Annotated in this window: 10 protein-coding genes; 8 read left to right on the forward strand and 2 right to left on the reverse strand. The window is 58.5% G+C overall.

Translation table 11 applies throughout. The features are described from left to right. Positions 1 to 68 precede the first annotated feature (68 nt). Positions 69 to 218, reverse strand: a complete 150-nt coding sequence (locus IU459_RS16115) for a hypothetical protein (protein WP_195130351.1) — start codon at positions 216 to 218, stop codon at positions 69 to 71. Positions 219 to 519: 301 nt separating this feature from the next. Between IU459_RS16115 and IU459_RS16120 the strand changes: the two genes are divergently transcribed. The 6 genes from IU459_RS16120 (at position 520) to IU459_RS16145 (ending at position 7,268) form a co-directional block, all read left to right on the forward strand. Then, a complete protein-coding gene (locus IU459_RS16120; RefSeq protein ID WP_195130352.1) occupies positions 520 to 1,551 on the forward strand; it encodes a hypothetical protein in 1,032 nt (343 codons plus the stop codon). A gap of 132 nt (positions 1,552 to 1,683) precedes the next feature. After that, positions 1,684 to 2,415, forward strand: coding sequence for a hypothetical protein (locus IU459_RS16125; protein WP_195130353.1), 732 nt, complete (start codon positions 1,684 to 1,686; stop codon positions 2,413 to 2,415). A 148-nt stretch (positions 2,416 to 2,563) separates the two neighbouring features. Continuing rightward, on the forward strand, positions 2,564 to 3,718 hold the full coding sequence (locus IU459_RS16130) for a hypothetical protein (protein WP_195130354.1): 1,155 nt from the start codon (positions 2,564 to 2,566) through the stop codon (positions 3,716 to 3,718). Next, positions 3,702 to 5,009, forward strand: a complete 1,308-nt coding sequence (locus IU459_RS16135; RefSeq protein ID WP_195130355.1) for a hypothetical protein — start codon at positions 3,702 to 3,704, stop codon at positions 5,007 to 5,009. The genes IU459_RS16130 and IU459_RS16135 overlap by 17 nt, the downstream gene beginning before the upstream one ends. A 14-nt stretch (positions 5,010 to 5,023) precedes the next feature. Next, the gene (locus IU459_RS16140) at positions 5,024 to 5,989 is read left to right on the forward strand and encodes a hypothetical protein (RefSeq protein WP_195130356.1); all 966 of its coding nucleotides are present in this window, start codon (positions 5,024 to 5,026) and stop codon (positions 5,987 to 5,989) included. 16 nt (positions 5,990 to 6,005) lie between these two features. Further along, complete coding sequence (locus tag IU459_RS16145; protein WP_195130357.1) at positions 6,006 to 7,268, forward strand: hypothetical protein; 1,263 nt, start codon at positions 6,006 to 6,008, stop codon at positions 7,266 to 7,268. A 643-nt stretch (positions 7,269 to 7,911) separates the two neighbouring features. Here IU459_RS16145 and IU459_RS16150 read toward each other — a convergent pair. Continuing rightward, positions 7,912 to 8,793, reverse strand: coding sequence for a DUF4365 domain-containing protein (locus tag IU459_RS16150; RefSeq protein WP_195130358.1), 882 nt, complete (start codon positions 8,791 to 8,793; stop codon positions 7,912 to 7,914). Positions 8,794 to 8,929: 136 nt separating this feature from the next. Between IU459_RS16150 and IU459_RS16155 the strand changes: the two genes are divergently transcribed. Together IU459_RS16155 and IU459_RS16160 are read left to right on the forward strand one after the other, a co-directional pair. Then, positions 8,930 to 9,481: a GNAT family N-acetyltransferase gene (locus IU459_RS16155; protein ID WP_195130359.1), complete on the forward strand. Its 552-nt coding sequence runs from the start codon at positions 8,930 to 8,932 to the stop codon at positions 9,479 to 9,481. Between the two features lie 458 nt (positions 9,482 to 9,939). Further along, positions 9,940 to 11,931, forward strand: a complete 1,992-nt coding sequence (locus tag IU459_RS16160; RefSeq protein WP_195130360.1) for an elongation factor G — start codon at positions 9,940 to 9,942, stop codon at positions 11,929 to 11,931. Positions 11,932 to 11,981 lie beyond the last annotated feature (50 nt).

An 11,981-nucleotide genomic window follows, 5' to 3' on the forward strand; every position in this document is an offset into this window, starting at 1 on the left:
CGAAGAGGAGTGGTGAGAGATGGAGCGGGGTCGGGAAAAGCCCGACCCCGCATCCCGGCGACGTCAGATCAGCGGCGGCCTCCCTTCTGGCGGCGACGCTTCCGGTCATCCGGGCTGAAGCGCTTGGCGAGCTTCATGTGGATCCGGAAGGCCACGTCCGGGAAGACGATCAGGTACGTGAGCATCAGGAATGCCCATACCGTCAGCGCCAGTTCCAAGGCGTTCTCCTTTTCCTATTCCAGCTTTTCCGTGTGGAGAAGCTGAGTAAGAGAATCCCTTAGTGGCGAGCCGATAAATAGGCTTCGAAGACCGGTTCAACACACGGTTCGAAGTCGAGTTCGCCGATAACGCGAACCACGAAGCAGACCGCGAACCGGGGTGAGAACGCTTGACGAACATCAGGTATTGCTCTGAGCGATTTTCGGCCGCGCCGAAGTCAAATGCAGACTAGCTCGCAGTGGATTGTAAGGACTACAAAAGTGTGCTATTAATGGTTGTAACAAAACTTAATACAAATATATGCCCGAGCAAACCGAATCCATTCTATTTGACCAAACTCACACCGAAACAAATTCAGCCCGGGATGTTAAATACTTCCACACGCTCGGCTCCGGTGTGCTGAAAGGTGTCGAGACACCTGCCGGTTTTCCAGAGGCGGTAGATACCCACCTTCAGACGCTCCGGCAAGGCATCATAGAACGATTCCCCTCAGACCTTGAGGGTCTGAACATGGACCGGATAGATTCCTTTTTCGACAAGCGCGATTTGCGAAGGTCCCCGCTCGTCGTATGGCCGTATGACCGCCAGGAAGAATTGACAAAGTACATCACTGATACCATCGGGCCATTCGAAAGCATGGAACGAGGCGGGGTGTACATAGCTCCGCTCGACCTTACTGTCGCGTTTCGCGACAAAGCGCTTGAGGAGGCAAATGGCGGGCCTGAAATCACCGAAAGTCTGATTGTCCATGAGCAGGCTCATGGCAGCAATGCGCATCACATTACTAGAGCTGTCGCGCCGGAGCATGGCACACTTCCGAACATTGAAGTTCCACGTCACGGACAAGCTACACACTCCCACGGCGAGAAGACGGTAGGGCTCTTTCTTGAAGAAGCGTTCGCGGACTACACGAGGGGGCAATACCTCGAAGAGATAGGCATGAAAAATGGCGTCCTGAACCTAGAGGGACGCATGACGACGACCCACGACGGCTACGACAAAGAGCTTCCGATGTCGCTGAAATACGCTTTTAGACTCACTGACGGCACCCTGACCTCTAGTCCGTCTTCCCACGCTGCGATGGCCCTGGAAATGCTGCTGGAAAAAGATCCCGACTTATGGCCCGCCATGCTAAAAGGCCGTCACGACGTAGACGGTCTGCGCGAAGTCGCGCAGCGACTCAATGCGATCCAGCCAGGGCTCTACAAGACACTTCGTGACAATTTCAATGGGGAGATGGTGTTCCACGAGGGGCTGGGATATGTCGTCGAGATACTGAAGGGCAGCGGTCAAGCAACTAGTTCGCAAGCAACGGTCACTCCTGCAGTATGAGCCAGGCCGTCACCGACGGGGCGTCGAGTTCGCTAGGGTCGTGGTCTCCTTTTTGTGAGAAGCGACCGCTTGGTGATGGGATGAATAATTTCTGGCGTAACGGCAAAGCTGTAGCCATGCGATACTCGCTGCATGTGTGCGCTTTCTCTGGTGACCCGCGATCACCAGCGGCTGTACCGCGAGCTGGAGAGCTTACGTAAGCGAAGCATCCCTCTGGCATTCGGCCATCACGAGGGGACGGGGCCGATCAAGATCGAGATTCTGACTCGCATCGTGCAAGCGCTGCATCCGGGCACGGACGGCAACGAAGTCCAGCTCATCCAAGCCACCACCGCGACCGTGGCTGCCGCTATCGCGCAGCTTCCCAACGAAAGGCTGCCCAAAACGGACAGGAGTTCTCCTGTCACTTACCGGCAAGCCGCGTCGCTAATGTTTCAGGTGCCTCCCCTCCCGCTGGAACTCCTCGCTCAAATCGAGCATCAGTACGAGACGCCGAAACACATGTACGCAAAGATTGCACGCTACGTGCAGGAACTGGCTGCTATCCCAGATACAGACAAAGCCATTCAGGAAGTCAATAGTCGGATACGCAGCGAGCTAGCTGCAACACTACTCAGGGAAGAGAAAAGTATGGCTGCTCAAGCGCACGATCTCGGCGCTGGTAAAGAAACAGACGAAACGGCGGCTGCGCGAGATGCGGTGCAGGAGGAAACCGCATCCGAGCCGGAGGCATCTCATGCCACATCACCACAACCTACTGCCGCGCCGACCGCAGGGTTGCCAGGAATGACCGTGACCGTCACCAGCTCGGAGAACGTCGTCGTCGGCCCATACGCCAGCCAGACCAACCATTTTCATAAATGAGGCGCAGATGAGGGGGGAATCACCGGGCGAAGAGCGCCCTACAAGCAGAGTCACCGGAACCAACATTGTCGTCGGCCCGCACAGCAGGCAGATCAACCACTTCTGGCGCGATAAGCGAACGCGCCTGCTGGTCCTGGCCGGGATCGTTGTGACGGTGCTGACCGGTGCCACGGTGATCTATGCGCTGCTGCCGGATCCGCCGCGTCCGTCGTTGGAGCTGGCGGCGCTTGCCGTGGCGCAGCCCGAGCAGATCGACGGGGAGGTCAGCGGTTCTGTCGGGATGGCGCCGAAGCCGTTCTCGATCGGCGCGACGAACGCTGATATCACGCTCAAGAACAACGGGTCCGCTCCGGCGCTGATCACCGCAGCGAACGTACAAGTCTTGTTCGCCGAACAGCTGGACGACTGCGCGAAAGCCGGTGGTGGACCGTCTGTAATCACCGGCCACTACACGGCCAAGCTGCCAACGCCGCTTCCATCGCGGCCGTTCGCGGTGAAGCGTGACATGCGGTTCGAAGTCAAGGGAGGGTCGGTCGACCGGTTGTCGTTCTCGGTCGGGCCGGAGCAGCAGAACATCTCGTCGCCGCGGCCGTACCTGATCGTTGCTCACGTGGCGCTCGTGCACGATGGGTCGGCGTCGCTGGACGTTGGGAATATCGCCATCGTCACGAATACCAACGCGATTCGCCGCCAAGCCGCCGAGCCGGTCGACATCCAGTGCGTGGAAAAGAATTCCGCTCTGTTGGACTCGCTGTATGAGATCCAGGCCATTCGATCGACAGAGATCGACCACCTCCGCGATCGGTACCGCGAGATTCTGACTCCGGAGACGGTGCCGGCGCAGCAGCGTTGCCGGAACTGGCCGGAGTCATCGCAGATTCCGCAGCTGTGCGCGACCTACCGGCAGCGTGAGTTGTCGGTCAGCGTGCACCTCACCGAGCCGCCGGTTGTCGATAAGACGATGATCGTCGTCCGCGTCGACACCGATGATCCGGCTCAGAAGTACCAGGTCGTTGTGGCGCTACAAACCATTCCTGGCAGTTCGCCGGGGCCGCGCTGGTCGTGCAGCGGACTGGGGCTTAGCCGCGGTACCGACGACGCGTCGGGCCCGTGCTCACAGTGGACCACGCTCGATATGGGAACCGACGGTGTACTCACCCTGAAGACTCAGGTTTATCCCTACTTCACCCACCGCATGCTCACACTGACCGCTGATCTGAAGCAGCAGACCGGCCGCAGAACCAACGTCCTCGTTGCCAGCACACCGAACGACAAGGGGCTCACCGTTGAGCGAGGATACTGAGCAGCCCCAGCCATCGATGGTCGGCATCCAGCACGTCGACAACGTCGTCGTCGGCCCAAACAGCAGGCAGATCAACCATTATTGGCGCGACCCTCGGATGCGTGCGCTCATCATTGCAAGCACCGTGCTCGTCATCGTCGCAGTGGGAGTATCGACAACTCTGTTGTGGCCAAAGCCAGCACGAGCCGCGCTGGAGCTGGCGGCCGTGGAAGTCGCACTCTCACATGAGATCAACGGCGATACTTTCAGCCTGGCCGATCCCGTCCCTACAGCATATCCAGGGTCGATCGCGGCGACGCCGGTCGATATCACGCTCAAGAACAACGGCATGGCTCCCGCACTCATCACCGCGATCAAGGCCGAGGTCGTCTACGCCGAGCAACTGGAAGACTGCTACGGCGGCACCGGCGGCGTCTCGTACATCACCGCGAACTACGGTGCCAAGTTTCCGGTCCCTGTCCCGTCCCGGCCGTTTGCGCTCGAATCGAACGTGCGATTCGAGGTCAAGGGTGGTGCCGTCGATCGGTTCACCTTCTCGCTCGGGCCAGAACGGCAATCCAAGTCACCACCAGAGCCGTACCTGATCGCGGCACGACTGTCGTTGGTACACGACAAGGCAGACCAGGCACTCGACCTGGGCACCGTCGCAATCGCGACCGATGTTAAGGGCCTCAACAGGCAAGCCGACCAGCCGACCGATCGGCAGTGCATCGAGAAGAACGCCGCGAAGATGGATCAGCTGTATGCGATTCAGGCGACAAGGGCCAAGGAACTCGACTACCTACGCGGTAGGTACGCCGAGATGACCCACGTCGATTCCACGCCTGCCGAGCGCAGCTGCCAGGAGTGGAAGCAGGAGTCAGCAGTCTCCAGTCTGTGTGCCAAGTACACCCGCCAAGAACTGTTCGTCGCAATGACTCTGAAACAGCAGCCGGTTCCTGATCGAAGCTTGTACATCGTCCGGCTCGACACTAGCGATCCGGCCCAGCGATACCGTCTTCTGCTCAGACCACGACGCGCAGAGGACAATTCGTCTACGGAATGGCACTGCAGCGGCATCGTGCCGGATAAGGGCCCCGCGAGTGTCGCTTTCAGGCCCTGTTCGCTGCACGGTTCAGCACAACTAGGGCAGGACAACACCCTCACGGTGACGACCACACTCGATCCCTGGTTCACGTTCCAGCAGTTCAAGGTGAAGGTCGAGACCAGAGATCACACGCCGACCGGGGACTACGTCACCACGAGCACCACGCCAGACGACAGTCCAGTAGCCGTCCGTCGCGGAACGTAAAGGGGCCGATTCACATGACCGATGAACGGCTCGAACCGCAGCCATCGAATATGGAGGTCCATCACGCGGACAACGTCATCGTCGGCCCATACGGTCGACAAACCATCTACAACTCCCAGTCCGGAGTCCCAATGAAGATCGCGCTCGGAGCCATTGGCGGCACGATCGCGCTGGCACTTACCGCCATCGTGGGCACAGCGACGCTCACCAGCCACTCTCAATCGGCTCTCAGCACAGCATCGCCTCAAGTAGCATCGTCGCCGGCCGTCGTGCCAATCGAAGCCGTGGCACAGTCAGCGAACTGGTCACCGCTGGCAGTCAGTGACGTTGCGCCCCTAAGCCCGCCAGCTGGTGATCTGCGCTTCGTGCTGCCGGAACGGATGGACGTCGATCCCGTCACCTTCGGGGAAGACGAAGTCGACGAGCTTTATGCGAGGTACCGCGGTGTGCCAGTCGGTTCTGCCACAACAACCTTCACACTCCGCAACACAGTCACAGAAACGGTAACCATTACCCGGATGTCAGCCGAGAAGAAGTGCGGTGATCCATACGAGGGCACCGTCTTCCAAGGACGTACGCAAGGCGGTCCGGTCCCGAATATCAAGATAGGGGTCGATCTCGACAAGTCGGCACCGATTGTCCAGCAGATGTATTTTCAACCCGACAGCTCGAACTTCCGGCTTGCTGGGCCAGACTACTTTAAGGAAAACACCGTAACGGTGGATCCCGGCGAGATGAAGACCTTCACGTTGGGTGTAACGACCGAACGTTACGGCTGCAGCTTTGAACTGCGCGTCTACGTCGCGACTAGCAGGGGGACGGTCTATACAGATGTGAATCAAAACGGGCAACCATTCCGTATCTCCGGCTCGGCCGCGCCCGCAGATCCGGATATCTGGTATTCCGGGTACAACGTCTACTACCGGCAAGAGAACGACCCTCTCAAGCCCGGCACATGGTCGAGGCAGGATCCGAAATGAGCCGGAAGCCACCGATGTGAGAGCCAGAACCTTACTGTCGATCCTGGGGGCGATCATCGCCCTGACCGCCGCGTACGTCGTGATTACTCTCAGCCACTATTCGCCGACCGCGAGCGATGTACCGGCAGCACCGGATGGCCCCGATGTCGCGTATGCCCTGACAACTGCTGACGAGTTCGTCCTCCTGCGAGGGCATTCGATCTTGGCGCGGGTCGAGCGGCCCTGGGATCCTGTCGCCGGGGCGATCGTGTGGACGAGTACCGGCAGGCGGGTTGCCTTTCTCTCCGTCGCTCGACCAGATGACGAGCCCGGCAACGTCGAACTCATTTCAATCGACACCACCACCGGCCAACAACATCGCGTTCCTTGTTCAGGCTGCATTGACCTTGCTGCTGCAGACGGGGACCGGATCGTCGCGCTCGTGGTCAATCAGAGCCTCAAACGGACGAAAACCGAGTACTACCGTTCTGATGTCATCGCCAAGGCGGCCCGTGAGCGCAAGGTGCAACTTGTCCAATACGAACTGGGCCAGGATGCACCTCATATCGTTGGGACACCAATGGCGTCAGGAGCCCACGGACTAGTAGCCGGAACCACCAACTATCTCCTGAGCTTCGCTCGGGTGGAAACCAGGGCCGGCAAAGTCGACCGGCATGCGATCACCGCCCATGCCGATGGGAGGGGCTGGCGATTGGAAAAGGAAGGTATCAGGCAGGGTGTCTCCAGTATCGGCGCGACCAAGGAAAGCATGCTCGTTCGCCCACATGACTACGCGTCGTGCAGCTCCAGCCCAAGCGTCACACTGCTCGAAATGGACGGCGAGGTCCACGACACGGACCTATCTGCACTCAAGCCTCCAGACGCCAAGCCAAACGAATGGTCCGGCAGCGTCAGCGACATCTGGTGGGGACTCGACGGCAAGTACCACGCGACGTTTGCCGCCTGGCGATGCGTTTCGCGTGACAACGACCCTAAAATCTGGAAACGATCGGAGCAGGACCTGGTAACGCCTCACTCACTATGGACGCTCGATGCCAGCACCTACACTTGGCACCGCGAACCTGAATTCCCTCCGGCCGGAGCGATTCGCTTCATCGGCGACGGCGAGTTCGTCGCCTTGGTGAAGCCTGATTGCATCGGCGCAATCACGCGCGAAGAATCAGCCGACAAGAAATACTGCAGCCGTGGAACGCTCTACCGGCACCAAAGGGATGGCACCACTGTCAAGGTCGCCGATGATGTGCTCTCTGTTGCCTCCGGCCCTGCACTTCACGGGTGACGGATTGGCCGACGCATCCCAGGCCGGATGGGACGTCACCTGACGTCACCCGGCCGACCTCATCGGTGCCGACTTGGTTAGCCCGCTCTGAATAGATCCCGCTCACCAGACGCAGCAACGTGAGATCCGAACTTGTCCCCGGAATGCGGAGTGGCCGATGAGAGAGAGTGACTGGACGCGCCCAGTGGCCGTCGCAGGACCTGGTTGGACGCCCGCGTTGATATCGCGCTCGCCGAACTGGAACAGTACGGCCTCAACATGCCGTGAGACCGTGTTGCCGAAGACATCAGGGAGCGCGTGACAGCAGTGGCTGCGCAGATGGGCATCACATAGGAGAGCGCTCGCAACTACATCACTTGCGACGTAGTACGCGGCGTCGCCCGCGACATGGCCGTCTCGCTCGCGCATGAGGCACCGGGCGGCGATCCGCTCGATCTGCCACCCACACTGTCCCCGTCGGCCTCGCCGGCCGAACGGACTGGTGAACGTTATTTCAACAGTCTAGGATCAACGCGATAATATAGTGAGACTGTAAATGGTAATGTTCGATTGAAGTGTCGCATCGGCAGTACGGCTGCGTAGCGAGTATGGGGTGGGAGAGATCATATGCCGATCCGGAGACGGCCGTGTAGGCCGTAAGGGACTAGGTCAACTTTTGTATCAAGGAGTCGATTACCACCCAATCGTCTGGGCTCTTCAGGTACTCAAGCACGTGCGCGGGAACTACTTCAGGGTTCCGTTCGGGTATCAGTTCAAGGTTGCGGGTTACTATTCTCATGAGTTCGTCGATACCACGGGCGACCTCGACGGCTCCGTTTCTGCCGCGGACTGGAATCGGAACGTCATTGGCTGCCGACAACGCGAATAACGTGCCGACTGCCATCAATTTCTGGAATATCTCGGTCGGTTCCAGCCCGGTTTCTTCTTCTAACTTCTGCATCATGACGGCCTTCGTGCCAAAGTAGGTGAAGTCCACCTCTCCGTTGGGAAGCGTCACAGACAGATATTCGTGATGCGCATCGTAGTCGATTTCGACGTCGAACAGCTCTTGAAATCGCTGGATGAGGTTGTCCGTCCCGCTCTTGTGGATCTCGAATCTGCTCGCCCTGTGGATCGTTCTCGCCTCTATCCTCTCTAAACCGTCCTGGTCAAGAATGTTATCGGAGGGGAATCGAACCGTGCACTGTCGCGTCTTCCGGTTTGTCGGTGGCCATTCGAGCGATTGCGCCATATCCCAATAGATCTGATCGGTTTCGACATCCCACAGTGTAAGGATGACAGGCTCGGAGAAGTCTTCCCAGATCTCCAAGTGCTGCCGTTCGAACGGGTAAGAAATATAGCGGCCATCCTTCGTTCTGTACCGCGCCGCGTTTGCAACATGTTTCGCTTGAACGAAGAACAAGTACGGTGTGGCCTCGCCCTCATGGAAGATGCGGACCTGGAGGTCCTCGCCGTAGTCCTTGTGCAGTTCCTCAACTGTCCAGCCTACGGACAGAAAGGCGCGCTGTAGCTTCGCGATCGACATATCCGAGTTGACATGGGACATGGGCCGCTTCGGAGGCAAGTCAAACCCCTCACCTTGCAGGACATCTCGGCTGGTGGCCGTGGACCAGGATACTGGCCGCCACCGACAACAGAAGCCGGTCCGCCAGACTGAGCGGATGGCCCATACAGTCAGTCTCGCCGACAACGTGATCAGGCTGCGTCCCATCACCGTGGCCGACGCCGCAGCGCATCTGGTCGGCGAGGACGACGAACTCGTGCGCTGGTACACCGGTGGTCCCAGCACGCTCGACACCGTGGCGAGCTACCTCGAACGCTGTGAGACGCAGGGGCAGACCGATGCCGCCGTCAAGACGTTCGCCATCGACGATGTCACCACCACCGCGCTCACCGGCACTATTGACATCCAGATCGACCAGCCTTTCCTATCCGCAGGGCAAGCGAATCTCGCCTATGGCGTCTATCCGGCGTGGCGCGGCCGAGGCGTCGCCAGTAGGGCGGTTGCCCTGGCCTGTAAGTACCTCACCGACAACCAGGTCGCCGATCACGCTGTCATCCGCGTCCATCCCGACAACCACGCCTCCGCGGCCGTCGCCCTCCGCTGTGGATATCGGTTCAGCCACCAGGCCGTCGACGAGCATGGACCGCTGGACTGGTACACCAAGGCTGTCAGCGATCAAACAGCCGATCCGGTGCCCGGTCTGCTTTGAACCTCGTGGTGGTCGATGAGACGAAGTTGCCTGCGTATGTCGATCCGAACCTGCTCCGAGACAGGAGCGTCCGCGTCCACGTCGCTAGTCCTCAATATGCGACGATACGTGGGTGACGACCCTTGGTGGGCTGACGATGTCTGACAAGCTCGGTGCTGCGACCATACTTAAAGATACCGACCACTCGGCTTTCAATGCGACGATTGGGGTGCTCGAAATGGACTGTCTAGTACGCACCGAGCATCGCGGACTATTCCTTCAGTGCAGCCAGGCTGTGAGACATCCGGGAGGAGTTGAAAAAGCTATTGGTTCATTTTATAATTCTCGCCAGGGATTATTGGAATCGCGGGGATTTATTCTAACCTTTCGCCTACCGCCAACAGGCGCTGCCGTGAATTGTACAGAAATCCGCAACACTCGATCTCAATCCCTTTTTACACTTAACCCGCGAGGATAATATGCCGGACCAAACTTTGAACCTGGGGATTCTCGCACACATCGACGCCGGTAAGACAAGCTTGAGCGAGCGGCTACTCTTCGATAATGGAGCCATCGCCGAACTCGGAAGCGTTGACGGCGGAAACACCCATACGGATAGTAACGAGCTGGAGCGCCAGCGCGGTATTACTATCCGATCTGCGGTGGCATCGTTCGTACTCGATGATCTTCAGGTCAATCTAGTAGACACACCTGGGCACCCTGACTTCATTGCCGAGGTTGAGCGCGCACTGTCCGTTCTGGACGGTGCAGTGCTCGTAGTGTCCGCGGTTGAAGGTGTTCAGGCACAAACTCGCGTCCTCATGCGTTCGCTCAAAAGAATGAATTTGCCTACGCTGATCTTCGTCAACAAGGTCGACCGAATGGGCGCTCGCTACGAGAGTCTGCTTGACGACATTCGCCGCAAACTGGCACCTTCCGTTGTCCCAATGGAGCGAGTGGATAACATTGGCACGTCAGACGCGCACGTGTCTGAACTCTTCGACGACGATTCTTTCCTGGCCTCCACGACTGAGACACTAGCCGAGAACGATGATGAACTGTTGGCACGCGTTGTCGACGGTGATACGCCCAAGAAGCCCGAGATTCAGCGAATCTTGATTGAGCAAACCGCCAAAGGACTTGTCCACCCGGTTTTCTTCGGGTCGGCACTGTCTGGTGCCGGTGCCGGTGAACTTACAAAAGGGATCCGAACCCTTCTCCGTCCGCAGCAAAACACTAGTCGGGATGGGGAGCGACGAGGTGTCGTCTTCGCCATCGAACGTACCGGAAAAGGCGAGAAGGTTGCTTATATCCGCCTATTTTCAGGCCGGCTGTCCGAACGCGAACGAGTAGCCTTTCAACGCAGAGAGTCAAGCGGCCTCATCGACGAGATTCCTGGCCGAATCTCAGGCATGGAAGTGGTCGGCTTTGGCCGCGGCCAACTGACAGCCGGAAATATTGCTAAGGTCCGAGGCTTGTCTCAAGTTCGGGTCGGTGATCGACTGGGCGACTTTGATCAGTCTGCGCTCCAAATGAATTTTTCGCCGCCGATTCTGGAATCTATCGTGCGACCGGAAGAACCGGAACGAAAATCCGAACTACACGCCGCGCTTAGTGCACTCGCTAACGAAGACCCACTGATTCGCATCCGCACAGTAAGCGGCGGTGCGGTCTCTGTCTTGCTGTATGGCGAAGTTCAAAAAGAGGTTATCGCCGAGCGGCTGAAGCGTGAGTTCAACATCAAGGCCATATTCGATGAGACGCAGCCGACGTACTTCGAGCGGCCAGCCGGACGAGGCGACGGAGTTCATGAATTCGATCCCCTTGGTGAAAACGACTTCTGGCAGACTATTGGACTAAGGGTCGAGCCAAATCCAATCGGGTCTGGTAATACGTATAAGAGCGACGTCAAACGCGGTTCGGCCCTCGCCGCGTACCATCGCGCGATCGAGGAGTCTGCGATGAGGACGCTGCAGCAGGGGCTTTACGGCTGGGAGGTTACCGACTGTGCCGTAACGTTTACGCAGATCAACTACGATACGCCAATGAGCGTTGCCGCAGACTTTCGCAACCTGACTCCAATTGTCTTGATGCGGGCGCTTAAAGCGGCTGGCACCGACGTATACGAGCCGACCTATAAGATCGAGGTTGATGTGCCCGAAGACGGCATCAGCGGTGTGATCAGCTTCTTGTCTTCGCTTGACGCCGACCTCTCCAACTCGGTCGAGAGTGACTCTGGTTGGAAGATCTCCGGAGAGATCCCTGCTCGCCGGCTTCAGGAGTTCGCGGTAGCGCTACCTGGACTCACCCATGGGGAGGGTTCTGTCTGGTATGAACCAGGCAGTGACCGGCGTGTCCGCGGCATTGTTCCGACGCGTGAGCGCTTTGACGGCAACCCACTCGACTATCGCGAATACCTGCGGTACATCTCGAATCGAGACGTAAACCGTTCATCAGGATCGACAGAGTGATTGAGATCGTGATCCGCCAAAGGGTAGAAGATCTGAGTTACTGAGAGCAG

Source organism: Nocardia amamiensis (assembly GCF_015477605.1).
Taxonomy (GTDB): domain Bacteria; phylum Actinomycetota; class Actinomycetes; order Mycobacteriales; family Mycobacteriaceae; genus Nocardia; species Nocardia amamiensis_A.

Excerpts from the sequence above, each read along its gene's own strand:
- IU459_RS16155 (WP_195130359.1), top strand. The coding sequence starts at position 8,930 with ATGGCCCATACAGTCAGTCTCGCCGACAACGTGATCAGGCTGCGTCCC.
- IU459_RS16120 (WP_195130352.1), top strand. The coding sequence starts at position 520 with ATGCCCGAGCAAACCGAATCCATTCTATTTGACCAAACTCACACCGAA.
- IU459_RS16160 (WP_195130360.1), top strand. The coding sequence starts at position 9,940 with ATGCCGGACCAAACTTTGAACCTGGGGATTCTCGCACACATCGACGCC.
- IU459_RS16140 (WP_195130356.1), top strand. The coding sequence starts at position 5,024 with ATGACCGATGAACGGCTCGAACCGCAGCCATCGAATATGGAGGTCCAT.
- IU459_RS16125 (WP_195130353.1), top strand. The coding sequence starts at position 1,684 with ATGTGTGCGCTTTCTCTGGTGACCCGCGATCACCAGCGGCTGTACCGC.
- IU459_RS16150 (WP_195130358.1), bottom strand. The coding sequence starts at position 8,793 with ATGTCGATCGCGAAGCTACAGCGCGCCTTTCTGTCCGTAGGCTGGACA.